The 25387-nt window shown below is 40.3% G+C and carries 25 protein-coding genes; 14 read left to right on the forward strand and 11 right to left on the reverse strand.

Annotation, left to right across the window (positions count from 1 at the left end; genetic code table 11):
- Window positions 1-93: 93 nt before the first annotated feature.
- Window positions 94-951, reverse strand: coding sequence for a PDC sensor domain-containing protein (locus tag ACZ48W_RS02735; protein WP_464829658.1), 858 nt, complete (start codon window positions 949-951; stop codon window positions 94-96).
- 680 nt (window positions 952-1631) lie between these two features.
- Between ACZ48W_RS02735 and ACZ48W_RS02740 the strand changes: the two genes are divergently transcribed.
- The 5 genes from ACZ48W_RS02740 to ACZ48W_RS02760 all read left to right on the forward strand — a co-directional run bounded on the left by ACZ48W_RS02740 (window position 1632) and on the right by ACZ48W_RS02760 (window position 8409).
- The gene (locus ACZ48W_RS02740; protein WP_464829660.1) at window positions 1632-3551 is read left to right on the forward strand and encodes a ferredoxin--nitrite reductase; all 1920 of its coding nucleotides are present in this window, start codon (window positions 1632-1634) and stop codon (window positions 3549-3551) included.
- A complete protein-coding gene (locus tag ACZ48W_RS02745; protein WP_464829662.1) occupies window positions 3552-3716 on the forward strand; it encodes a hypothetical protein in 165 nt (54 codons plus the stop codon).
- 2 nt (window positions 3717-3718) lie between these two features.
- On the forward strand, window positions 3719-5320 hold the full coding sequence (locus tag ACZ48W_RS02750; protein ID WP_464829664.1) for a DmsC/YnfH family molybdoenzyme membrane anchor subunit: 1602 nt from the start codon (window positions 3719-3721) through the stop codon (window positions 5318-5320).
- 306 nt (window positions 5321-5626) lie between these two features.
- Entirely contained in the window at window positions 5627-7945 is a 2319-nt protein-coding gene (locus ACZ48W_RS02755; RefSeq protein WP_464829666.1) for a molybdopterin oxidoreductase family protein, read from the forward strand.
- Window positions 7945-8409 carry an MOSC domain-containing protein gene (locus tag ACZ48W_RS02760; protein ID WP_464829668.1) on the forward strand — a complete coding sequence of 155 codons (465 nt, stop codon included), beginning with the start codon at window positions 7945-7947 and terminating at the stop codon, window positions 8407-8409. The genes ACZ48W_RS02755 and ACZ48W_RS02760 overlap by 1 nt, the downstream gene beginning before the upstream one ends.
- 324 nt (window positions 8410-8733) lie before the next feature.
- Here ACZ48W_RS02760 and ACZ48W_RS02765 read toward each other — a convergent pair whose 3' ends face one another.
- On the reverse strand, window positions 8734-9108 hold the full coding sequence (locus ACZ48W_RS02765) for an ArsR/SmtB family transcription factor (RefSeq protein ID WP_464829670.1): 375 nt from the start codon (window positions 9106-9108) through the stop codon (window positions 8734-8736).
- A gap of 94 nt (window positions 9109-9202) precedes the next feature.
- On the opposite strand from ACZ48W_RS02765, the gene ACZ48W_RS02770 reads away from it, so the two are divergent.
- Window positions 9203-9664: a rhodanese-like domain-containing protein gene (locus ACZ48W_RS02770; RefSeq protein ID WP_464829672.1), complete on the forward strand. Its 462-nt coding sequence runs from the start codon at window positions 9203-9205 to the stop codon at window positions 9662-9664.
- 11 nt (window positions 9665-9675) lie between these two features.
- Complete coding sequence (locus ACZ48W_RS02775) at window positions 9676-10041, forward strand: DsrE/DsrF/TusD sulfur relay family protein (protein ID WP_464829674.1); 366 nt, start codon at window positions 9676-9678, stop codon at window positions 10039-10041.
- 245 nt (window positions 10042-10286) lie between these two features.
- On the opposite strand, the gene ACZ48W_RS02780 is transcribed toward ACZ48W_RS02775, so the two are convergent.
- Entirely contained in the window at window positions 10287-11216 is a 930-nt protein-coding gene (locus ACZ48W_RS02780) for a DUF234 domain-containing protein (protein WP_464829677.1), read from the reverse strand.
- A 71-nt stretch (window positions 11217-11287) separates the two neighbouring features.
- Between ACZ48W_RS02780 and ACZ48W_RS02785 the strand changes: the two genes are divergently transcribed.
- From ACZ48W_RS02785 to ACZ48W_RS02810, 6 genes are all read left to right on the forward strand, one after another.
- Complete coding sequence (locus tag ACZ48W_RS02785) at window positions 11288-12022, forward strand: helix-turn-helix domain-containing protein (protein WP_464829679.1); 735 nt, start codon at window positions 11288-11290, stop codon at window positions 12020-12022.
- Window positions 12003-12707 carry a hypothetical protein gene (locus ACZ48W_RS02790; protein ID WP_464829681.1) on the forward strand — a complete coding sequence of 235 codons (705 nt, stop codon included), beginning with the start codon at window positions 12003-12005 and terminating at the stop codon, window positions 12705-12707. The genes ACZ48W_RS02785 and ACZ48W_RS02790 overlap by 20 nt, the downstream gene beginning before the upstream one ends.
- Before the next feature lie 83 nt (window positions 12708-12790).
- Window positions 12791-14098, forward strand: a complete 1308-nt coding sequence (locus tag ACZ48W_RS02795) for an ammonium transporter (RefSeq protein WP_464829683.1) — start codon at window positions 12791-12793, stop codon at window positions 14096-14098.
- 170 nt (window positions 14099-14268) lie between these two features.
- Window positions 14269-14610 carry a P-II family nitrogen regulator gene (locus ACZ48W_RS02800; protein ID WP_464829685.1) on the forward strand — a complete coding sequence of 114 codons (342 nt, stop codon included), beginning with the start codon at window positions 14269-14271 and terminating at the stop codon, window positions 14608-14610.
- Window positions 14611-14842: 232 nt separating this feature from the next.
- On the forward strand, window positions 14843-16018 hold the full coding sequence (locus ACZ48W_RS02805; RefSeq protein ID WP_464829687.1) for an ammonium transporter: 1176 nt from the start codon (window positions 14843-14845) through the stop codon (window positions 16016-16018).
- A gap of 52 nt (window positions 16019-16070) precedes the next feature.
- Window positions 16071-16412, forward strand: a complete 342-nt coding sequence (locus ACZ48W_RS02810; protein ID WP_464829689.1) for a P-II family nitrogen regulator — start codon at window positions 16071-16073, stop codon at window positions 16410-16412.
- Between the two features lie 20 nt (window positions 16413-16432).
- Here the strand turns inward: ACZ48W_RS02810 and ACZ48W_RS02815 are convergent, their stop codons facing one another.
- From ACZ48W_RS02815 to hemH, 3 genes are read right to left on the reverse strand one after another with little or no spacing between them, the layout of a single operon-like run.
- A complete protein-coding gene (locus ACZ48W_RS02815) occupies window positions 16433-16993 on the reverse strand; it encodes an IMPACT family protein (protein WP_464829691.1) in 561 nt (186 codons plus the stop codon).
- Window positions 16980-17351 carry a VanZ family protein gene (locus ACZ48W_RS02820; RefSeq protein ID WP_464829693.1) on the reverse strand — a complete coding sequence of 124 codons (372 nt, stop codon included), beginning with the start codon at window positions 17349-17351 and terminating at the stop codon, window positions 16980-16982. The genes ACZ48W_RS02815 and ACZ48W_RS02820 overlap by 14 nt, the downstream gene beginning before the upstream one ends.
- Complete coding sequence (gene hemH / locus ACZ48W_RS02825; protein ID WP_464829695.1) at window positions 17341-18273, reverse strand: ferrochelatase; 933 nt, start codon at window positions 18271-18273, stop codon at window positions 17341-17343. The genes ACZ48W_RS02820 and hemH overlap by 11 nt, the downstream gene beginning before the upstream one ends.
- Before the next feature lie 170 nt (window positions 18274-18443).
- On the opposite strand from hemH, the gene kdsB reads away from it, so the two are divergent.
- Window positions 18444-19163 (forward strand): 3-deoxy-manno-octulosonate cytidylyltransferase, encoded by a 720-nt coding sequence (gene kdsB, locus ACZ48W_RS02830; protein WP_464829696.1) that lies wholly within the window; start codon window positions 18444-18446, stop codon window positions 19161-19163.
- A 50-nt stretch (window positions 19164-19213) separates the two neighbouring features.
- Here kdsB and ACZ48W_RS02835 read toward each other — a convergent pair whose 3' ends face one another.
- The 5 genes from ACZ48W_RS02835 to ACZ48W_RS02855 form a co-directional block, all read right to left on the reverse strand.
- Entirely contained in the window at window positions 19214-20461 is a 1248-nt protein-coding gene (locus tag ACZ48W_RS02835; protein WP_464829698.1) for a type II secretion system F family protein, read from the reverse strand.
- On the reverse strand, window positions 20461-22200 hold the full coding sequence (locus ACZ48W_RS02840) for a GspE/PulE family protein (protein WP_464829700.1): 1740 nt from the start codon (window positions 22198-22200) through the stop codon (window positions 20461-20463). Before ACZ48W_RS02840 ends, ACZ48W_RS02835 begins: the two co-directional genes overlap by 1 nt.
- 64 nt (window positions 22201-22264) lie before the next feature.
- Window positions 22265-23002, reverse strand: coding sequence for a tetratricopeptide repeat protein (locus ACZ48W_RS02845; RefSeq protein ID WP_464829702.1), 738 nt, complete (start codon window positions 23000-23002; stop codon window positions 22265-22267).
- Window positions 22995-23807 carry an AAA family ATPase gene (locus tag ACZ48W_RS02850; RefSeq protein WP_464829706.1) on the reverse strand — a complete coding sequence of 271 codons (813 nt, stop codon included), beginning with the start codon at window positions 23805-23807 and terminating at the stop codon, window positions 22995-22997. Before ACZ48W_RS02850 ends, ACZ48W_RS02845 begins: the two co-directional genes overlap by 8 nt.
- Window positions 23797-25383 (reverse strand): secretin N-terminal domain-containing protein, encoded by a 1587-nt coding sequence (locus ACZ48W_RS02855; RefSeq protein WP_464829708.1) that lies wholly within the window; start codon window positions 25381-25383, stop codon window positions 23797-23799. Before ACZ48W_RS02855 ends, ACZ48W_RS02850 begins: the two co-directional genes overlap by 11 nt.
- Window positions 25384-25387 lie beyond the last annotated feature (4 nt).

Raw genomic sequence — 25387 nt, forward strand, 5'->3', positions numbered from 1 at the left:
ATATTATGATTAAATTTTAATCAATTGATTTAAAAGCTATATACAGCTTATTAAGTCTAAAAAATTGAAATACAAGAATTTATTGATTAATTTTTAATCAATAGTTTTTTTTGATAAATAGTTATAAACTCCCAATGACACAATAATTAATGCTATACCGATAATAAGATAAAGTGCATGTATCATCTGTGAATAATCGTGTAAAGCGATTTTAAAAACAACCATCAATGCCTCAATGGAAAGCGCAATCACGATAGCGATAGAAAATTTTGCCAACACATTTGCATCCTCATCCTCTTTGCTGTAATTTTTAAAAAAAACTTCTCTTTCCAGAATCGTTTTTGCAAGGTCGAAAATGGCCAATCCCAAAGTGAGTGCAACGATAGGTTTAAATAATGTATCAAGTGTGAACACTCCATCTATATAAATACTTGATATGTACCCTAATAGTGCATAAATGATAGCAAAAAAAGCAAATGCCATCAATGAAAAACCTACTGCTTTATAAAAGATTTTTGTAAATTCATTAAATGCTGGATTTAATTCTACCAAACCAAGCCTGCCCAATAGTCCAGAAAGCCTAAAATCAATAAATATGCATTTATCATTTTCTTTTTTTATAACAGTAATACAAGTTCTCCCCGTGACAGAACTAATATAGGGTGTACTTATGAAAAAGGCTTCATCTTTTTGTGTTACTTTTGTATTTATATAAGCTCTATCTTTCCCTTTTGCCGAAATATCTATCTTGTTTCTAAAAATATTTGGAGAACTTTGAATAAAATCACGATCCGTAATATAGAGTAACTCCATAGAGGGGAAAACCTGAAAAATCCTTTTATAGTTACTGGTTTTTTCTGCTAAAATAGAACCGTTGTTCTTCAATGTTGTGATAATAAATTTTTCAATATCTTCTTGGTTATTCTCATAAACCTTCATAAATTCCTGCATCTTTTTCTCCTTTATACATAGTAAAATAATTTTAGGCAGTTTTGTTTCTATTCCTCTTTTTTGCTGAAGCCTCCATAAAGGAAAGAGAGTATAGCTTCACAACAATATTTAGAGTCGTATTGTAGTTCCACCTTATTTCTTGGTCTCGCAAGACTGACTTACCGTACCTCACCAATGGTTGCTTCTTCCGGGTCATTGACCATCATAATGACCCCCCGCTTGCTTAGCAATACTGCTATATTGGCATCTTGAGCGATAACACTGGGATATTTTAATGCACACTCGACCAGGGGAAAAGCGGTGTAAGCTGTAATACTTTAGCTTCATTTAAACTTTTTTGCCATCCGGAATCCTTTTTAACTTTCTTACCCTGCAAGTATAATAACTATAATGATATATCTATATAAATTATTGGTTAATTTTTAACCAATAATTTGCTGTTTTTGAAAATATATAAAATATAGTATCATGTAGGGGAGCTATTGAATTATTGCTTCTCAGAGTAAAGATCTTAACTCTATTTAACCTTATATCTATGTTGATAGGTCAATCAGAAGGCAAGTTCAATATAATAATATTTCCATACTACAATTGATTAAAAAGTATACAGCTAAAATATATATAGACAAACTAAGATATAATATAATTGTGCCAATTAACAATAAAGAAAGTTAAACATTATGAGCATTTTAGAAAAAGCACGAGAAGCAAGAAGTAAAAAAGTAAATAAAGTAGAGACAACCAAAGCACTCAAAACACCTATGGATGTATACGAGAAACTAGAAGCCATTGCTGCCGCAGGGTATGAAAGTCTGGCAAAAGAGGACAGTGCATACTTTCTGAAATGTTTTGGACTCTTTGACAAGGGTGAAGACTTTATGCTCAGAGTACGTGTACCGGCAGGGCAGCTTAACTATGAACAGGCTGTACGCATAGGCGAAGTGGCAAAGAAGTATGGTAATGACTATATAGACATCACTACACGTATGCAGGTGGAGCTGCGTTACCTGCAGATAGCAGACATTGCCAAAGTACTTGCCGAACTTAAAGAGGTCGGTATCTCCACTTTTCAGACAGGTGTAGACAATCCCCGTAACATCGTGAATGACCCTCTTGACGGTGTGGCTTATGATAATGTCATAGAGACGAAACCCATCATAGACCAACTCCAGGCGATATTTGGAGAAGATCCTGAGTGGATCTCGGTACTTCCCCGTAAGTTCAACACAGGCATACTCGGTTCACTCTCAAACTCATGTAATATCTTTGGACATGACTGCTGTTTTGTCTTGGCAAATAAAAACGGTGAGTTCGGTTTCAACATCTATCTTGGAGCAAGAGTAGGCGTACAGGCAAAAGATGCCAACCTTTTTGTCAGCATAGAAGAAGTGCCTGCATTCTTTACCTCTTTGCTTAATGTATTTAAAACCTATGGCTACCGTGACAACCGTAACAAGAACAGACTTCACTTCCTCATCCAGGATGTTGGTGTTGATGCATTGACAGATGCCATCAAAAAAGATGCGGGGTGCGAATTTTCACCTGCAGGTGTGACTATGGTACAGTCACAAAGCATCGCCCTTGGAGCGAACAAAGTACTGCAACGAAACGGTCAGTTCGCCTATAAGCTCATCGTACCCTCAGGTATTTTCTCCGGTACAGATATGATAGCGGTAGCCAAAGAGGCAAAAACATTTGCTTCAGGGAATATCAGACTCACTTATGACCAGAACCTTTATGTGATCGATATATCCAAAGAAAATCTGGAGGCATTTGAAACAGCTGAGATCATTAAGCAGTATGCTCAGTTCAACAACCTCTACTTCAACGACATGATCGCCTGTGCAGGAACACAAACCTGTTCCTATGGGGTGATCCCCAACAAACCTGATGCCATAGAGATGGCACACTTCCTTAACTCTGAAGTTGCCATAGAAAATGCAACGGTACGTATGAACTGGTCAGCCTGTCCTAAAGGGTGCGGTGTTCACGGTATCGCTGACATCGGTTTTGAAGGGTGTAAAGCCAAAGATGATGAAGGTAACCGTGTGGATGGGGTACATATCTTTATGGGTGGGAAGATCACCCGTATAGCAAAAGAGGCTCACATCCTGCATAAAACACTTCCTCTTACGGAAGCAAAACACCATGTAAAGTATCTGCTTAAAACCTACGCTTCATACAAACAAAGAGCAGAGACCTTTGAAATGTTTGACGACAGATATTTAAGTGCGAACTACAGCTATCAGGCACTTGGGTTTTATACGAAGATCAATTATATACTGAACGAAAAATTGGGCCTGGATGTACTGTTTGAACTTGACAAAGAGCCTAAAACCTACAAAAAAGAGGAATTTGAACTCTTTGATTTTGGACTGAAACTCTTTAAACTTCTTACCAATGAGAAGCGTTATGAAGCAATAGACAACTTTGAGCCCATCAAGGCACAACCTCGAAAGATCAAAAGAGATGAAGTGACTAAACTCAATCCTAAAGTACCTGAAAAATTAAGTGAAGTGATCTATACTATGACTCATCACGACAAAAGAGAAAGAGCACAGGTCTTTTCTGAGTTGCTTGTGGCTTTAAAGGAAGTGTAAATGTATGGAACCGAATCAGGAAGTGGAGACTTTAGTCCCACTAAAAGCTTGCTAGCTCAAAAAAGTTTATTTTTTGATATAAATCATATTTTCTTTAATAACAAAAATATCTCTATTTCACAAACTGTAGGTGGGACTGAAGTCGCCACTTCCAAAGAGGTTTAATAATGGAACCATTAAGCAAAAACACTCCTTTAGAGAGCTTCATAAATCATAAAAATGAAACAGGTATGCAATGCGGTAACTACAGCATTGACATTCCGGAGCTCAAAGAGGGAGAGCAGTACCGTTTTCACTTCGATGCCACTGCCTGTGTAGGGTGCCACTGTTGTGAAGTAGCCTGTAATGAGCAAAATGCCAACCCGGATGAGATCAAATGGCGACGTGTGGGTGAGATGGAGATGGGTGAGTTCCCGGATACCCTGCAACTCTTCAACTCTATGAGCTGTAACCACTGCATCGATCCTGAGTGTCTCAAAGGCTGTCCTACCAACTCCTACATTAAACTGGATAACGGCATCGTCTGGCATGATGACCCTAGCTGTATAGGGTGTCAATACTGTACATGGAACTGCCCGTATGAAGTACCTGTCTTTAATCCAGACAGAGGCATCGTGACCAAGTGTCATATGTGTGTGGACAAACTTGAAGCAGGTCAGACACCTGCCTGTGTACAAGCCTGTCCGGCTGGAGCCATAGAGATAGAAGCAGTCAATGTGGAACAGTGGTTGGCTGAAGATATGGCGAAAGAGGGAGTTGCTCCCCACCTGCCGGATATAGAGATCACCAAACCGACCACACGTTATACCCTGCCCGAACTCAAAGAGGGAGAAGAGATCCGTCCGGCAGATGAGCACCTGCTCAAACCTGCCCACCCGGAGTTGCCGCTGGTCTTTATGACAGTATTGACTCAGGTTTCTGTGGGAGCATTTCTGGCACTCTTTTTAGGACAACTGCTTTTCTCTTTGGGATTCAATCTGCCAAAGCCAAATTTAGCCATGGCTATTTTAGCCTTTCTGCCGTCTGCCATAGGATTACCGCTCTCAGCCCTGCATTTGGGACGACCCATCAAAGCGATGTCTGCTATGAAAAACTGGAAAACTTCCTGGCTCTCACGTGAAGCCATTGCTCTTGGTGCCTATACGGGGTTGGCTACTCTGGTAGCAGGAATGTACTTTTTAGAGATCAAAGGATTTGGATTACTCTTTGTAGAAGCCATTACCTTGAGCCTGGGACTCTTTGGGATTTACGCACAGTCGATGATCTACCGTATCAAAGCACGTCCATCGTGGAACAGAAAGTCCACCACCAAACGTTTCTTTGGTTCAGGCTATGTCGGTTTCCTGCTTATTGCAATGGTATTGCTCATCAGCAACGGAGCACAGGGAGCCATGGTACTGCTTGCCATCACCCTGCTTGCAGGTATGGGACAGGCACTGGTGATACTTGAAGAGGTCATGTTCTACCGTCACTTGGACAAAGAAGATCCACTCTACTACCAGTACAACCGAACCAGAACCCTCCTTCAGGAGCATTTCGGTAAAGTAAAGAAATTCAGGGTCTATTCACTTGCACTCTTTGCCTTGGGTCTGCCACTTTTAGCCATTATGTTTACAGCAAGCGGACTAATCGGGTTAGCCATAACAACGTTAGCCATAGCAACAGCAGGTGCACTTGCCTCTGAATTGGCAGGACGTTACCTGTTCTACAGGACCGTTGTACCTCTAGGTTTGGCAGGGAATTTCTTTGCCGGGAATCAGAGACATTGATGCTTTGCATCATAGCGTTGAGTGCTGAGCATTGAGCGTTGAGAAAAAGCAATGATATTCTTTGTCATTGAGCATTGGGTGTACAGGTGCGAAGGCAGAAGTGCCGAGAGCACCGACCGTACACTTGCGAAATGACGCTTTTTTGCCTACTTTTTTCTAAAAAAAGTAGAGAAGAAACTCATAATATGAGAAAAAGTATATTAGCAAATAAAATTCTCGTATGTACCCAAAGGCATTTTCTGCGGGACACATTCCCAAGCAGGAGCTTGGAAACGAGAGTGGTTTAAGTGAGTAAAAGGAAACAAAATGAGTTTAATAGACAAAGCAAAACAATTTTTAGGACTAGACATCAAAGAGGAGAAATACGCCCTCGTTGATGACCCCATCTTCGGAAAAGTAGCCAAAGAGAAAGCCCCGGACAAATGGGTACGTTCTACCTGTGGATACTGCGGTGTAGGCTGCGGTATGTACATCGGTGTAAAGAACGGTGAAGCGGTCTACTCCAAAGGTGACCCTCTTCACCCGGTCAATATGGGAACACTCTGTCCCAAAGGTTTAAGCGAACACAAAATGGTGCGTGCCGACAACCGTGTACCTACTCCTCTGCTTAGAAAAAATGGTGAACTTCAATCTAGCTCCTGGGAGGAAGTTTTTACTCACACAAGTAACGAGTTCAAACGCATTCAGGCAGAGCATGGCAAAGGTGCCGTTGCTGTCATCTCTACAGGACAACTTCTCACCGAAGAGTTCTACGCGTTGGGGAAATTTACTCAACTTGGACTTGAGACAAACAACTATGACGGGAACACCACACTCTGTATGGCAAGTGCAGTGATGGGTTACAAGCAGACTTTTGGGTCTGATGGTCCTACCGGATGTTACGAGGACTTCTCTAAAGCAGATGTCATTTTGCTCATTGGAGCGAATATTGCTGACAATCACCCTATTTTGAAACTCCACATTGCCAAGAATAAAAAAGAGACAGGTAAAAAACCGACTCTCATCGTAGTGGACCCTCGTAAATCCAAGACTTCACAGATGGCGGATATCTTTGTACCGCTTGCACCACGATCTGACCTGGCTCTGCTTAACGGGCTTTGCTACATCATTATGGAGCAGGGCTGGGAGGATGAAAAATTTATCAAAGAGAGAACCAACGGCTACAAAGAGTTCAGAAAACATATCATGAACAACTACCCTCCCCAGGATGTAGCAAATATCACAGGGTTAGAGGTAAAAGAGCTCTACAACTTAGCTAAAATTTATGCAACAGCAGACAGAGCCATGAGTGCCTGGACGATGGGTGTCAACCAAAGTTCTATCGGTACAGACACCGTCTCTGCCATCTGTAACCTGGCCCTCATCACAGGAAACCTTGGGAAAGAAGGCTCCTCCCCTATGTCCATTACGGGACAGTGTAATGCGATGGGAACCAGAGAGTTCGGATTTACCTCTTCCATCCCTGGGTACAGAAATTATGCAAATGCCAGTGACAGAGAAGCCTTTGCGAACATCATCAATGTACCTACGGAGCTTATCCCTACAGCACGCGGGTATGCCTATCCTCAGATCATCGATGCCATAAACAGAGGTGAGATCAAAGCCCTATGGGTCGTAGCAACCAACCCACTGGTAAGCTACCCGGACCAAAATGCGCTAAGAGAAGCACTTAAGAAACTGGACATCCTCGTAGTACAGGATGCCTTTATGTCCGACACAGCCCAGATAGCCGATGTCGTCTTCTCTGCAGCCACATGGAGTGAAAAAGAGGGATGCTACACCAACTCTGAGCGTCGCTGCAACTATGCAAAAAAAGCCATAGAACCTCTAGGTGATACCAAGAGTGACCTTGACATCGTAAGAGAGTTCTCCAAATATTTTGAAGGGAAGTATGAACTTCTTTTCAAAGACCTGCACACCCCCAGAGATGTCTTTAATGAGATCAAACGTGTCAGTAAAGGACAACTCTGTGACTACTCCGGAATGGACTATGAACGCATAGAAGAACTCGGAGGGATCCAGTGGCCGTGTAATGAGAAAGCACCACAAGGAACAAAAAGACTCTACTCAGAAGAGATGCCATGCCCTACTCCTGACGGAAAAGCAAATCTTTTACCGGTAGAGTGGAAACCTCTAAGTGAAATGCAATGCAAGGGACTCCCTCTCATCCTCAACACAGGAAGAACCGTAGAGCAGTTCCACACCCGAACCAAAACAGGCACCATCGGCATACTGGATGCCTTGGCTCCTGAAGCGTGGGTAGACCTAAGTCCCAAAGATGCTGCCAAACTCAAGGTAAAAAGCGGAGATCGCATCGCACTTTCGGGTAACCGTGGACGCGTAGAAGATGTCATTGTCAAAATAAGTGAAACGGTAAGAGAAGGAAATGTCTTTGTCCCTTTCCACTACAACGAACAACTCATCAACAACATCACCATCCCGGAGTTCGACCCAAAATCTTTCGAGCCAAACTACAAACAGTGTGCCGTACAACTTCACTCTGAAGCCGTACCTGAAGGCATCATCTATGAAGAAGTTGAGATAAGTGGTTATTTGGAAGGGGTTAAGGTGTATGAGGAAGAGGTACTGGTTGAGGAGAAAGTTGGGAGTAACATACAAAGCTAATGCATCTTCATGCCATCATCATCGGTAAAGAGGCAAAGAAGCCTCTAGAGTATGTTCAAACCATTCATGCAGTTGCAGGTAAAGGCTTGGAAGGTGACCGCTACTTCTATGGCAAGGGTACATTCAACAAACCCCAACTCTCCCAAAGTGTCCGAGAGATCTCCATACTCCCTTATGAGTCACTCCAGATCTGCAACAAACGCCTTGATAGCAAACTAAACTTCTTAGACCTGCGACGCAATCTCATTATCAAAGATCTTGACTATGAAGTGCTCAAAAACAAAGAATTCACCATAGGTACAGCCACCTTTCGCATTGTAAGAACCTGTCCGCCATGTCGTTACCTGTCAAGACTTTTAGGAGAAGATATCATGGAAGGGTTGAAATATATCGGCGGGGTTAGAGCCACTGTTGTCAAATCAGGGATTATTTCTGTTGGTGATGGGCTGGTTGCTTTAGTTTAAAGTTTTTACTTATGGATTATCACTATTTTATCACTACCTAGCAGTGGAATGTCACGTTATTGTATCTTAAATTACTGTATGCATTACGCCTCGGGAGAGACTGTGAAAGAACCCATGGAAGTGGAGACTTCAGTCCCACCAAAAAGCTTTTTTTCCTAAAAAAGTTTGTATTTATATGGAAAATATTGCTTTTTCTGTCAAAATAACCTAAAAATATGCAAATATTTGGGTGAGGCTGAAGCCTTCACTTCCGAGGTACCTAGTTCTTTCACAGTCTCTGGAGAGACGTAACGAGAGCAGAGATAGGCTGGACTATACTACTCTCTAACTTACCGTCAATTCACCAAAAAACAGTTCTCTATTCGTATCGAAATTATCAGCAAGTGTCGTAAAACATCCGCCCAATTCACGGATAGTCTCGACATTGGGCTCTATATAGATCTTATTGCCCTTCTTCTCCATCGTTACGATATTGGCTTCCCGCAGCTCTTTGAGGTGCTTGGAAATAGTCGGCAACGAGAAATCAAAGTGCTCGGCTATGGTACTGACGCAAGTAGCATGAGGACTCACTTTGACATTGGGATCTTTTTTGTCAATCGAACAGGTATAGCCTCCGGTAAAAACATTTTTAAAAATTAAAAACCGGGTTTCATTTCCAAGTGCTTTGAAGATTTTTATCTTTTGATACATATCCAGCATTTATGTCCTTGTCAGTTTAAGTAAAAGTATTATAACATACAAAAATTTACTTAGCTAAATGCCTAAGTAGTTAATTAGTATATAAGGAAATATAATGAAAAGATTAGTTCAGCTTTCACTATTGATACTGTTGGGGATACACCCTCTTACTGCCGGTCATCCCCAGACGGATAAATTGATTGAAGAAGCCAAGAAAGAAGCAGGAGAGATCACTCCTCAAAAGCTCAAGAAAATGCTTGACAAAGAAGAAAATGTGATCATTCTGGATGTTCGTGAAGCAAACCAGAGAGCTGAAGGCCAGATATATGCGGATGATTATTTTGCTATCACCCGTGGGAATTTAGAATTTAAAGTGCTCAATAAGATCAAAAATAAAGATGCGGTTATAGTCACCTATTGCCGAGGAGGAAGTCGCGGTGTCCTGGCTGCCCAAACATTAAGAAAACTGGGCTTTAAAAATGCAGTCAACCTCAAAGGTGGACTAAAAGGATGGGCAAAAGCCGGATATCCAATAGAAACAGGACTGGGTGTAACCAAATTAAGCAATGAAGAGTAAGCGGATATACAATGATAACAATTATACTTAATCACAAACCCTATGACGGGTCTGATGTTGCATGGAACGCACTACAACTTGCAAAAGCACTTCACAAAAGTGGACAAGAGGTCAATATCTTTCTCATGAATGATGAGGATGACCTTGCCCGGGACACAACAAGCAAGCCGGAAAGTTATCATCATGATTTTGTAGAAATACTTAAAGAAATACTTAAAGAAATGTATGCAAGCGGCATAAATCTACAAGTCTGCGGTAACTGTAATGCCCGTTTCGGCCTGTTTCAAAATGAACCCTATTTTGATGAAAATATCTCATCGACGATGCAAATTTTAGCTGACTGGGTGATCAAAAGTGATAAGGTCATGACTTTTTAATCACTGGGATTTCCCTCATTGCCCCTTTCCGAGATTGTGAAAGAACTAGGCACCTCGGAAGTGAAGGCTTCAGCCTCACCCAAATATTTGCATATTTTTAGGTTATTTTGACAGAAAAAGCAATATTTTCCATATAAATACAAACTTTTTTAGGCAAAAAAGCTTTTTGGTGGGACTGAAGTCTCCACTTCCATGGGTTCTTTCACACTCTTTCCAAGGTGCAATGAGAGCAAAATAGTCGCTATCTACAAAAGTACTTTCAAGTCTTCCAGGTCAAACAAGAGTAATCTCTCATCTTTCATCCCCAGCAGCTCGTTAGAAAACCCACTTTTCGAAAAAAGTGCATAAACATCTACTTTGATACCTGACTGCAATGCCTTGGCTTTGAGTTTACTCAGCTCACTCTTACATACTTTCCGGTCTTTGTATTTACACTCCCCCAATATGAGCTTTTTATCATTGGTGATGGCCAGGATATCAAATTCACTATGCTGGTTCCAGTAACTGCCGCTGCTCTGCAGTGGTGTAGAGCTTTCAAAATACTTGATAAGCAATGCATTACAAAGCTGTTCATAGACCAGTGTACGCAGACGTTCATAATTGTTTTTGAAATTCTCCAAAAAAGCAGCCGCATCATGTTGAAGCAGCTCTCTTTTATAATAGGTGACAAACCCGAACCAGAAACGCATAAAAGGCTGAACAAAACGGAGTTTATCCTGTATGCGGTAGGAGCGAAGTTCTTTTTTAAGTTTATGTTTCGGGTGTATCTTGAGCGGCTGTTCTCGGGTATGTTCCAACTTAAGTACATTTAAAGAGAGAAGCTCAGCAATGATCTCTTCACCAGCACCCTCACTCAGTCTGGCTTTTCTTAGTACAGAGTAAAACTTACCATCTCCCCTAGCCACAGCCATAAGAACTTCACGATAAGGAGTCTCGAGCAGATAAGAGGGGGAGACAAGATTTTGGAATTTACTGAAATCTTCTACGAAATTGGACTCGACCATCTCAAAAATATCTTCAAAAAAATCAAGTTCTATACTCTGTTCTACTCCACCTAAAATGGCAAAATATTCAATAGACTGTTCCAGAGTCAAATATGGATTATGTTCACAAAAAGTTTTAAACGCGTTTTTGATGTGCCAACCTTCCCCTATGGTATTCCTGTAGTTTAGCATAGATTAGTTATAATAATGCAATAGCAGAATGATTATTTTTTAATCAAATAAGAAACATTAGAAGTACTTATATGGAACAATTTTTCACCAACTCAGAGCAGGTACAGAATATTATTAAGGGGTTTAACCTTACTAAAACACTTTTTGTCTCTTCCATTATTATAGGCGAACCGAATATCGGCAAGAAATCTTTGGCCCGTTATCTCTTTCCTGAAGCACCCCTGGTCTCTGGTGCAGATCAAGAGGCAGTTGTCAAACTACTGAGCGAAGTGGACGAACTTATCATCACTGATTTTGAGAAACTCAGTAACCAGGAATCGCTTGATCTGGACAACAAGCGTGTCATTGCTACGGCAAACTATATAGGAAACCAGCAGACCATCGATAACCTTTTTGCCTTTATCTATACGCTTCCCCCGCTTAAAGAACGTCCTGATGATACAGATTTCATCAAAAACAGATTCATCAAAGAGGCACAGTCGAATCTCATGCTGAAAGAGTTGGATTTCCCTATCGAAGAGATACCTGTTAACTTGAGCAATAACAGCAAAACCCTGAAAAAATCCATCTACCAGTATTTGATGAATCATTCAATGGGAGCAGAAGATATACAAGAGGCTATCTATCATTATATTTTACAAAAACTGGATGGTAATAATGGCTACAAAGAGTATCTTGGACTTTATGAGAAACCTCTCATAGAAGCCGGTCTTAAAAAATTCGGCTCTCAGCTGCAACTCTCACACGTTTTAGGTATTAACAGAAATACCCTCAGGAAGAAGATACATGAACACCACATCGATTGATTTTCAAGCATTTTTAGATTGGGATAACAGCCCTTTTATACTTTTCAGTGCCCAGGGAAAGATACTCTACCTCAATAACAGTGCGGAAATACTCTTTGGGTATGTCTCAAAAAAAGAACTTTATGATCTGGCTCTGGCCTATGCACCACAAAATTTTGGATACAAGACAACCACGCTTACACTGAACTACGATTCGTTCAGCTTCTATGCTATTACCGTAGGATATGAAAATGAAGAGCAGATCTCTATTCGTTTTTACAACGCCCCAAGAACAAAATCCGCAACTCCGATAGAGAGAGACAAACTGGTCAGTACCGACATCAATCTGCTGCTCGAAGCGAATATTGCACTTTTTAAGACAAAAAATACAAATGCATTGAAACTGCTGACCGACCCTGATATACCGGAATTCAAGATTGATCAGAACAGATTTTCCAAACTGCTCAGAAAAACACTTGATACCTTTAGAGATTCTGACTCCATTAACATTACACTGAAACTTCTGGTCGGGGAACATGTCATCATTTCAGGAAAGAAAAAACCTATAGTCCAACTTACTGTAGAGGCAAATGGACGTTACAATGATACGGATGAAGAGATACGTACACTCGCTACACAGGGTCATATTACTTCTCTTCTCAAAGAGAGAACAATCAAATTAGAGATACCGCTCATTCGAGATTGATTAAAAATTAATCATACATCCGATAAAAAGATTCTCTTTTAGATGTTATTATTCTTTTGAAAATTATTTTAAAGGAAAAAAGCATGAAGTTAAAACTTTTAGCTCTACTGGCATCTTTAATGCCGATCGCCGCTTTTGCGGAAGACAAACTCGATACGGGTGATACAGCATGGATGATGATGTCTACTGCACTTGTATTACTGATGACACCGGCAGGCCTTGCACTGTTCTACGCAGGTATGTCAAGAACAAAAAATGCATTGAATACCTATGCAATGGTAATGGGTGCTTTCGTTCTTGCATTTGTTGTATGGATCCTTGCAGGTTACTCTATCGCATTCGGTACAGCTGAATCTGCCGGTATCCAACAATTCATGGGGGGTTTAGATAATGTGCTTTTAAGCGGTATCAAATGGACTGATCTAAGCGGTTCCTATCCTACGTATGTATTCATCGCATTCCAGGGTACCTTTGCTGCTATTACCGTAGCGATCGCTTCAGGTTCTGTGATCGGTCGTATGAAATTCTCTACATGGATGGTGATCGTTGCCCTGTGGGGTCTGGTAGTTTATGCTCCTATTACCCACATGGTATGGGGTGGAGACGGTGCACTTCTTTTTGATGCAGGTGCACTTGACTTTGCCGGTGGTACCGTTGTACACATGAATGGTGGTCTGGCTGGCCTTGTACTTGCTATCCTGGTAGGTAAAAGAGCCGGTTATCCTAAAATTGCTATGAAACCTTTCAGCATTCTCTTTACAGCTGCAGGTGCTGCACTGTTATGGTTCGGCTGGTATGGATTCAACGGTGGTTCTGCATTCGGTGCGAACGCTATTGCCGGCCTTGCTGTACTTACAACAACCATCGCAACAGCTGCTGCCGGTGTAACATGGTTGCTTCTGGAGTGGATTGTCTATAAAAAGCCGACACTACTTGGAATCGCATCCGGTATTATTGCAGGACTTGTCGCTATTACTCCTGCTGCCGGTTTCGTTGGTGTAGGCGGTGCATTCATCATCGGTATCTTCGGTTCAGTGATTGCATTCTTCGGTGTTGTCAAGCTGAAAAAAATATTTGGTTATGATGACTCTCTTGATGCATTCGGTATCCACTTCCTGGCTGGTCTATGGGGTGCGCTTGCAACAGCATTCTTCGCTCTTAACGATAAAGACCTTCTCTGGGATGGTCCATTGAAAGAGAGTGGTGACAGAATGGGGCAATTCATGGTACAGGTTGAATCCGTTGTTGTTGTCGGTCTTTGGACACTTATCGGTACAGTAATTGTTTATTATGTTGCAAGTGCCTTGACCGGTGGTGCCAGAGTTGATGCTGAAACAGAAGAGATGGGTCTTGATGAAGCCATACACGGTGAAAAAGGTATGAATTTATAACAAGATGGCATAGAGCAAAGCTCTATTTCTTGTCTCTTGCAGAAACCTTGCCTTTTAGGCAACTTTCTTTACAGGAGATTACCAGCACTGGGTTCTCCTCAGTGGAAGGCTCATGCAATATGTTGTATTTAGAGCTTAGTTTAAAACAACAGTAACAATAAGGAATAAAAATGAAAAAAATTGAAGCAATCATAAAACCATTTAAACTTGAAGATGTAAAAGAGGCATTGGTAGAAGCCGGTATCGAAGGTATGACAGTATCTGAGGTTAAAGGGTACGGAAGGCAACAGGGACATTCTGAGCTTTACAGAGGAGCAGAATATGTCGTTGAATTCATCCCCAAGATCAAGATCGAGATCGTTGTAAGCAACGATGAGTATGCCGACATCGCCATCAAAGCGATCAATGGTGCTGCCAAAACAGGCAAGATCGGTGACGGTAAGATCTTTGTCACGACTATTGATTCTGTACTGCGTATCAGAACGGATGAAAAAGATGAGGAAGCACTCTGATATGATCAGACTGAAGACAGAGCAAAGCTCTGCCTTCTCATTATATCTATTCTTCTCAACGGGAAGATATACAAGTTATCCTCTCAAGCAACTCACTGATTAAAAATTAATCAATATTTCATATAAATTTTATTAAAAAAATATTTTTCTGCCTAAATATAAATCAACTGTATCCCTCTATCCTCCTTAATTTATAGATACACTAAACTATTCAAAATATTAGGAGATCAATATGGAAATGAATTACGTCATAGATACTTTTTTTGCTATCTTTGCCATGACACTTATCATCTTTATGGTGCCGGGTTTTGCAATGCTGGAAGCAGGTTTGGTACGAACAAAAAATGTTACTTCGGTACTTACCGTAAATGTAATGATCTATGCCATAGCTTCTCTGTCATTCATGCTTATAGGATATGAGTATGCTTTTGGAAGCTGGGACCATCAGGATGGTATGAGCAAATATGCTTTCTTCCTCTTTCAAATGGCATTTGTCGGAAAAGTCGTCAACATTATGAGTGGCGGCGTAAGTGAACGCTCGCGTATCCTCCCTTTGGCTTTGTTCACTGTTGCAGTAGGTGCATTCCTCTACCCGACTATCGTAAATATTACCTGGGGTGCAAACTTTTTGGCAGGTACTGCTTTGGATATTTCCGGTATGGCTGACCTTGCCGGTTCAACCGTCATTCACTCTACAGGCGGATGGGCACTCCTGGCAGCGATCCTGATCATGGGTTCAAGACGCGGACGTTATAAGAAAAGTGGGGAAATCCAGGTTATTCCTGCTTCAAATATCCCTCTTGTCACACTGGGAGCCTTTCTTCTATGGATCGGGTGGTTCGGATTTAACGGCGGTTCTGTTGGAGCCATTTCCAGCAAAGAAAATGCCGATGCTGTCGCCTTGACCATCATGAATACCAATACCGCCGGTCTTGCCGGTGCCATTGTCGGTTGGCTACTCACCTATTTCCGATACAAAAAGTTCGATATTACCATGATTCTCAACGGTGCACTTGGAGGACTTGTTGCAGTAACCGCCGGACCGGACCGGTATGATATCTATACCCCTATTCTGATAGGGGCTATCGGTGGTGCACTGGTTGTTATTGCCGTACCTTTATTTGACAAACTAAAAATGGATGATCCGGTAGGAGCACTCTCCGTTCACCTTGTCAACGGTATATGGGGAACACTGGCTGTAGGTATTTTTGTAGCAGATGTAAGTATATGGACACAATTAAAAGGTATACTTGTAGTTGCAGCTATCGTCTTTCCTCTATCATGGATAGTGATCTATGCAATCAATAAGATCTTTGTACTGCGTGCCAGTGATGATGAACAGCTTGAGGGAATTGATGCTACGGAATGCGGTATAGAATCCTATCCTGAATTCAAGCGGACTATTTAAGAACTTGTTTTATAATTAGACAATATCAAACTTTTATACTAAAGGAATAAAAATGAAAAAAATAGAAGCGATCATCAAACCGTTTAAGCTGGATGATGTAAAAGAAGCATTGATAGAAGCCGGTATTGAAGGTATGACCATCTCAGAAGTCAAAGGCTACGGAAGACAACAGGGACACTCAGAGCTCTATAGAGGTGCCGAGTATGTGGTTGAGTTCATTCCTAAAGTAAAACTGGAGATCGTTGTAAGTAATGATGAATATGCAAATAAAGTGATCGAAGCTATCAAGGAAGCTGCTAAAACAGGCAAGATAGGTGACGGTAAGATCTTTGTCAGTGATATTTCAAGAACCATCCGTATCAGAACGGATGAAGAGAACGAGGATGCACTCTAAGAGCGCTTAGTGTTGAGCGTTCAGCGTTCAGCACTTTTAGAAAATATACTTATCTTTTCCTCACTTCCCTGTATTCTCCACTTTACTGTTTCCAGACCAAACTCTCTTGCATAGTACGTGATATCCAATTGTTTTAACTTATACAATGTCTTATCTACGGCAGAGTAAGTAGTTTCAAATGTATACTCTACCTGTTTTTCATAAGGCAGCAACTCACTTATATTTAACACATTCTTTACAGCCAAAGCATACGCTCTTGCCATACCGCCTGTTCCAAGCTTGATACCGCCGAAATAGCGTACAATAAGTACTGCACAATTGATCATCTCTTCACCACGAAGTACATTTAATGCCGGTGTACCGGCACAGCCTTTGGGCTCCCCGTCATCTGAAGCATTTTCAACAATTTGTTCAAACGCATTTAAATAGCGCAAAGCATAAACAACATGGTTGGCTTTTGGATGTTCAGATTTCAACTTCTCCTGCAACCCCTCATACTCTGACATGGGTACAAGATATGTAATGAATTTTGAGCGATTGACTTCTGTTGTAAAGATAGAGTGTTTTTTAATTGTATTCATATGCAGTATAATATCTTATCCATTTTTTGATCAGAAGATAAAAGAGCGATCCGATCCCTATACCGATCATATCGGCTATAATATCCAAAATTTCTGCACTGCGGTCCTGTGTGAAAAGTTGGGACAGTTCTATAAAGACTGCATAAATTGTCAGTAGGAATAGTGTCCGTATCCATGTCACCGTATAAGATATTCCGAGTAGCAGAGACAATACTGCAAAAGCAAAAAAATGTATACCTTTATCCGATAATGAACCTATATGCGGTGCTATATCCTGCGGAAGCATTGCAAGAATATAACTCCCTGTTACAGAGATCCAAAAAAAAATTCTCAAAACCGGAAGATAATTAAACTGCATTGACTTTATCCACAATGAACTGTGTGAATTTATCACTGTCATTCATACATGATGCAACAATATAATCTTCATACTTTATTTTTTCGGCGATCTCTCTATGTTCAATATCCAGTTCAAATACCGTTTCGGAATTATCAAGCGTAAATGCAAGCGGGTAAATAAGCACTTTTCTATGTGTAGGATTACGTAACACATCTACAAGATTCGGTTCCAGCCAGGCGGAAGAACCTACTTTGGATTGGTACACAAGTTTAATCTCATGAAATACCACACCTTTGCCTGCAAAATAGGTTTTTACAGCCGATACATTTCCCTCAACCTGATTCTGATAGGGATCTCCTGCTTTAATAATACTCATTGGCAAACCATGTGCAGAGAGCAGCAGGTCATACTCTTCGGTATTTTTGCCCTCCATCGCTTCCATGATCTTCTCACAGCTTGCTTCTATATAGTCATACTCATCATAATACGGATCTATCAGTGTGATCTTTGGCGAATATCCCATTGCTTCACAGCGTTGTTCAATATCTTCAACAGAGGAAAGTGTCGTGGTGGTTGAGTACTGCGGGTACATAGGAAAGAGTATCAGTTCATCTACACCGCTCTTTTGACACTGAAAAAGTGCTTTGTCTGCAAACGGAGGGACATATCGCATAGCAGGATAGACAGGCATATCAAGATGCTCTTTAAGTTTCAGAATAAGCCGGGCAGTCAGTTCAGGAAGTGGTGACTTTCCACCCAAAAGTCTATAATTCTCTTTCACATCCTCCAGACGTTTAGAGATAATAATATTGGCAATGAACTTCCGCATATAGGGATTCATGGTCAATATATTTTTATCTGCAAACATATTGCGTAAAAAAAGTTCGACCTCTTCTATAGTGTTCGGCCCACCCATATTGAGAAGTAAAAGTGCTTTCATATTTATCCCTTACATTTTTTGGGCAAAGTCCGGAAAACCAACGCTGACACCATATTAGTGCCCATATGGCCAGTCGCCTTAAAAGCGTTTTAAACGCTTACAAAAAATTACTTGTATTTTAGCATAGAGAGTGTAAAATCATACATAATTACTTAAATAAAAGGTTTATCATGATCATTATTCCTGCACGTATAGGTTCCAGCCGCTTTCCCAATAAAGTCTTGGCAGATATAGGAGGTATCCCCATGGTCATAAGAACTGCCATGGCTGTAGATGATATTGACAACGTAGTCATTGCAACAGACTCCCAAGAGGTTATTGATATCGCTAAAAAGCATGATATTAAAGCTGTACTCACATCAACAGAACACCAGAGCGGTACGGACCGTATCTATGAAGCTGTACGGAAACTGGGTTTAAGTGATAATGAGATCATCATCAATGTTCAGGGAGATGAACCGTTTATAGAGACTGATGTAGTCCAGGCCATTTATGATCTGACAAAAAAGAACAGAGATAACGGAAAGATTATGATGAACTCATGTTATAAGATTATTTCAAACCCTGAAGCGGATGACCCGAATATTGTAAAAGTCGTAACAGATACGAATAATATAGCACTCTATTTTTCCAGAGCAAAGATCCCCTATCCCCGTGACCACCATTTTGATCAATATAAAGGCCACCTGGGTATTTACGGTTTTACCGTAAGATCATTGCATACATTCTGTACACTAAGCCCTGCACCTCTGGAACATATAGAAAAACTGGAACAACTCAGAGCACTCCATCATGGATACAGCGTTGCTATGACAGAAGTAGAAACAGAGAGTTTCGGAATAGATACCATAGAAGATCTGGAAAAAGCTGTTAAACACCACAGACTTTGATAGTATAGAGAAAGAAGAGCAATGGTCTCCTCTTCTTTCTCTTATAAAGTTTACCCCTTGACCGCCCTGCCGAGATCCCACATAGGCATGAAGATTCCAAGAGCCATTAAAAGAACAAGCCCTGCAATAAAGAATAGCAAAATAGGCTCCACATAGGTTGAAAGGTTATCAATCAGCTCCTGAAATTCCATCTCATAATATTTGGTTACTTTATCCAGCATGGCATCAAGCTGTCCGCCTGCTTCTCCTGCTTTGATCATTTGCAAAAGCATATTTTCATACAGTCCAGTAAGTGCAAAAGCCTCAGCAAGGTTCATACCGCGTCCGATATTTGCATTTACTGTCAGCAGCTGTTCTTTTATCGCCAGGTTATCAACCATGCCGACAGCTGTCTCCAATGCCTCGGAAACAGGAATCCCGGATTTTACAAGTTCACCAAAAACCAGATTATATTTATGCATAGTAGAGAGGAATATCGCTTTGTTGATAAGGTAGAATTTCGGATGGATCATTATCTTGTCTATCATATATTTGAAATCTCTGTTGTTCTTATAAAAATATTTCAATGTTAAGATCGATGCCACTAAAACAAACAGTATGAGCACTCCGTAATGACTGAATGCCCACTCCAATTTAAGAAGTATCTTTGTAGGAAGAGGCAGTTCAGTTTTGAATTTGTCAAAAATATCTTTAAATTTTGGAACCACCACCATGATCAATATCGTAAATGCAATTCCCATTGCCACCAAAGTGATCAAGGGAGAACGGATCGCTTTTTTGAATTTGGCCGTATTGTCTCTGATATTCTCCATGATATCGGCAAGCTTATGGTAAGCCTCAGAGATATTCCCCGTTCTTTCACCCAGGTTCGTCATTGCAAGTGCAACATGTCCGAACTCTTCTGTATACGGTTTCATTGCATCAGCCAGGCTGTTACCTGCATTAATATCATTATTCATGGTATTATACATCTCTTTAAGCTGCTGATTATTCGTATTATCCGCTACATCCTCCAAGGTATCATTGATCGCGATACCTGCATCGGTCATCACGGCGATTTGCCTGATCGTAGAAATTTTATCATTAATGGGTATCTTGGATTTAAATGACCTTGTGATCCCTTTGAATACATTATTCAGAGTCTCTTCAAGAGGTACCGATGTCTCTACAGCCCGCATTATCATTAAAGCGGGAAATTTGCGTTTTGCTGCTTTGATCGCTGCTATTCTATTCTCTGCCTTTATTAATTCTGAACGCTTTTTACCCTTGTCCATGACCGTTACATTAAAATATTTCATTACAACCTCGCTACTCTATAGATTTCTTCGATCGTTGTTTTTCCCTCAAGAGCCTTTCTGACCCCATCTTCAAACATATTGATAAATCCTTCTTCCATTGCCTGGTTCGTCATCTCTTCTTTGGATGCTCCTGCAGCGATCATTCGTGACAAAGTCTCACTTACTGTCAATACTTCAGAGATCATCTCTCTGCCTGCATATCCGGTATGGTCACACTCTTTACATCCTTCACCTTTAAAAAAGACCGGATTTTCCGGAAGATACTCTTCAACATCCTTCAAAAGAGTTTCAGGTAATATAACTTCCTTCTTGCAGTGTGGACATATCTTTCTTACCAGCCTTTGTGCCTGAATTGCTATAAGAGCACCACTCACAAGATACTCTTCTATACCCATATCCAGAATCCTGGTCACTGCGGAAATAGCATCATTCGTATGCAGAGTAGAAAGGACCAGGTGGCCGGTAAGTGCTGCCTGTATGGCAATACGCAAAGTCTCTTTATCTCTGATCTCACCGATCATGATCTTGTCAGGATCCTGTCTTAATATTGATTTTAAGGCTGTACCGAAAGTCAGTCCGATATTCGGCTTTACCTGCACCTGCTGAAGACCGCTCATCTGATATTCTACAGGATCTTCAACCGTAATGATCTTGTCTTTCACATCCTTTATCGCATTAAGCGCACCGTAAAGCGTTGTTGTTTTACCGGATCCTGTAGGCCCGGTGACCAGAACTATTCCATACGGCACTTTAATAGCTTCAGAAAATCTGTCATAGCAGAACTTGCTCATACCGGCTTCTTCCAGCCTGATCATTGCTTTGGATTTATCCAATATCCTCAGAACAATGGACTCCCCGTAGATCGTAGGAAGTGTAGAGACCCTGAAATCAAAATCTCTTTTTGTGATCGTGGCAGAGAACCTTCCATCCTGAGGTTTTCTTTTCTCTGCAATATCCAGATTTGAAAGGAGCTTCATCCGTGAAGCAAGCGGATTGAAAATATCTTTATCAAATGTAAAACTTTGACGCAACATACCATCCACACGCTCTCTGATAATACAGTTCTTCTCTGTTGCTTCAATATGGATATCACTTGCACCGATATAAATAGCCGATTTCAGGATAATATCTATGAGTTTCAGAACAGCAGGTGATTCACTGTCCGCTTCATCCATATTCCCTTCCTGACTTAGATCTTTACGTATATCAGAAACCAGGCCTTTAATGTTTTCATTGATCTCCAGACGCTGCAGATACTGATGTATCTGCTTTGGCCTGGAAATTGCTATTTTGATAGGTTTCTTCGGGAAAAGCCGTTGTATTGCATCCTGTGCACCCATATCCAAAGGATCATCAAAGACAACAAGTACATTAAGGTCATTCTCCTCGATAGGGATCACATTATATTTAAGAAGCTGTTTATATGGTATCTGTGAAAACAGTTTCATATCTATTTCAACTTCATCCAGATCGATATACTCAACATGAAGTGCCTTTGCAACTTCTTCAAGAATAGGGACAATATCAATTCCCTCTATCCTTTCCAAATGAGATAATGTAATGACACCCTGCCGTACTTTCTTGGCTAAAAATATTTCTACAGAGTGCAGATCGATCATATTTTCAGCTATAAGATTAGCAAACGAGATTTTTTTAGGCGGCCGGCTTTTTACTAAAGTAGAAATAGCATCTTTAGTGATAAGCTTTTCATCCAGCATCATTTCAATCAGTTTTACCATTCAATCACCTTTTTTACTCTATTAGATATAGTATCATATATTGATACTGTACAAGCCTAATTTATTATTTGAAGTTACCTGCTTTGATCTTATGTAACAGTCTTTCTGCCTGTTCCGAGTTTGATTTTCTAATATAGGCCTTTAAAATCCGCATTGCTTCATTCCTGCGTCCCAGCTTTACCTTTGCTTTTGCAAATATCAGCCAACTCTCTTCAATATTGCCATTCACCTTATTGGTCTGAAGTGCCCAATATTCCGCTTTTTTGTAATTTCCTCTGTTATAATAGCTTTTTGCCAAAAAAAGAGAATCATCTGTATCATGTGACTCATGAAAACGTTTTGCAACATCTTTATATGCACTTACACTTGTCGTCTCTATAATATTCAAATGTATTTTTTTATGAGGTCTTTCTATCTTTTCCTCTGTCATTCCAGATTGATTCTCTGTTATTGTAGCATCTTCTTCTATAGGCATATCTTCTATGATTTCATCGGAGGCATTTTCACGGGAAATTACTGTCACAGGTTCTGTTTCAGCAGTTTCAGCTTTCTTTGTTTCCAATGTTGTCAATGCTTTATCCAGCAATGGCAGCAACACAGTAGACGTCTTTATCACAGTTTCTGATCTGTTATGATCATTTAAAGTAAATTGATATTGGAAAAGATCACTTTCTTTGTAATTTAAAAGTCCTACAGAAACCAAAAAGAGAAAAAAAACAGAAAAAAGAAATACAAACCAGGGTTTCCTCTTTTTTTTCCGGTATTTTTTCCACTCCTCTTCCAACGGTTTGATATCATACATGAATATATCCCAACTTCAATGCAGCCATTTCAATAATTCTTGAAGGGATCTGTTCATAGTTTATCTTGGAAGGTTCGTTCGTATCATAATATTCGCAAATTTCAAATATAGTAAAAAGCAATTTATTGCATTCCCTGAAATTGCCTTTTGAAAAAGTATGGATCATTTTTATATTTTTATCTTTGATACTGTTTGCTATTTCAAACAGATTCTTTTTTAAAAGTTTTTTATGGATATAGGTGACCTGATCCTCTTTGGTCGCATTTTTAAGCTCTATTACTTCCCAGATACGAGATTGGAAATGCTCTTTGGCAATAAGGTCCTCATCTTCTGTTTTATGCAGGGAAACAACAAATTTCACTGTACGGCTGTCAGAAAAAAGCCTGATCTTCTCCATCATTTCCGGACTGTACATCTGTGCTTCATCAAGTAAAATGATGATTTCTCTTTTCCCTCTCAAGTTCTTGCAAAAATCAACTAAAGCAGAAAAATTCACTTCTGTATTGTTCGGCAAATTTTTTTTTGTGAGTACTTTAAACAACTTGTGAAAAAACTCTTTTTCATTTACAGCAGGCGTATCAAAATAATGGATCTCCCGCTGATGTTTCAATTTATTGTAAATACGATTCAGAAGAATACTTTTTCCTGTCCCGGGCTTGCCGAAAAGAAGGATCATCTTCAGCGGCTTATTCATACTGTGTTCCAACTGTTTATAAGCCGATATGGATGAATTTAACTCAATGTAGTCATCATTGTCTATAGAATCGATGAATACATTCTTTGCCGCTTCGTATCTACTTTTCATTTAGTTTTGTATATCCTAAATCTTTTAATGAAACAGATTTAGCATTCTTGATGATATGTGGAGTGATGATCAATACCAGCTCTTCTACAGTGTTGATCGTTTCTTCATGCTTGAATGCATACCCCAGCAATGGGATATCACCAAGTAAAGGAACTTTATTAATTTTAACACCTGATTTGGAAGAGATCAAACCACCCAGAATTGCATGTTCTCCGTCTTTTACTTTTACAACAGAAGCGATCTGTCTTCTTATAAGATCCGGCGGGATAGTTCTTGTAGTTGCATCACCGCTCACAGGGTTTACCGTATCAGATATGGAAGGATTGATCTTTAATGTGATCATACCGCCAGAATCTATTTCCGGAGTAATATCAAGCAAAATACCGGCAAATACAGAATCCACTACTTCTCCCTGTGCCGTATTTGCACTATTCCCTGTCCCCAAGGCACTTGTGGATGAAAGCTTGTAAAAAAGTTCTTTACCTACACTGATCAGGGCGGGCTGATTGTTCAATGTCATTACTCTTGGACTGGAGATGGATTTCACATCTCCCTGGGTTCCCAGGAACTTGATCACTTCTGAAACTTTTGCATTTCCTGTGATATTGACCAATTGGGCATTACGAGGGCTTGTATCTTCAGCAAATGTAGTATCTGTGATACCTGTTTCCGTAAAGGTAAATTCAGATATGTTGTTTTGTGCCATAGCCAATGTATTAATTGTAAGATTTTGCAATCCGTAAAGCTGAGACCAGTCAACACCGCTTGTTCTACTGTCATCAAATGTTACACTAAGTATACGCACATCGATCAATACCTGTGATTTGATCTGTTTATCCAATGTATAAATGTATCTGGCCACTCTGTTGATCTGTCTGTCCGTACCTGTAACCGTGATCATTCCGGCTTCCGGATTTACGATCGGTGCCAAAGGATTGTATTCCCAGACCTGACCGTCAGGACCTGTCCATGTATTACCGGTTTTTGTATAGTGCGTACTTCCGTCACCTGCTCCGATCAGGATTCGCTGAACTTCTTTTTCTACAGTATTCCAAAATTTAAATTCATCATTGCTTTCTATACTGATACCTGTTTTTGAACTGCTCGAACCGGCTTGGGAACCTGTCCCCCCAGTGGTACTTCCGGAGGTTGAAGTACTTGGATTTGCTATCGTTACATTTGCTTGACTTTTACCTTTTCTTTGTCCTGAAATATAATGAATACGAAATGTTCTGGTGACTAAATATGAAATTGTCAGTTTATTACTGCTTAACCTATAATGCAGATCATTGTCTTTAAGAATTGTATTTAAAAAACCTTTCAAGGTACTGTTCTTCAACTTAACATAGTAGAGATTCTTGTTCATTCTTTTCTTTGCCGCATCATCCTTCACAACAACACTTAAACCACAAGTTTCTGCGAGATTTTCGATCACATCACTTATAGTCAATTTACTGTCTATCGTAACACTGAATAATTTTGTAGAACAGTTTCCTGCAACCAAAGTATTTGCAGTCCCCAGCATCATTGCAAATGCAATAACGAACTTAACCCCTAAATTTCGTACTTTTTTCATCCTC

Source organism: Sulfurovum aggregans, assembly GCF_055385215.1.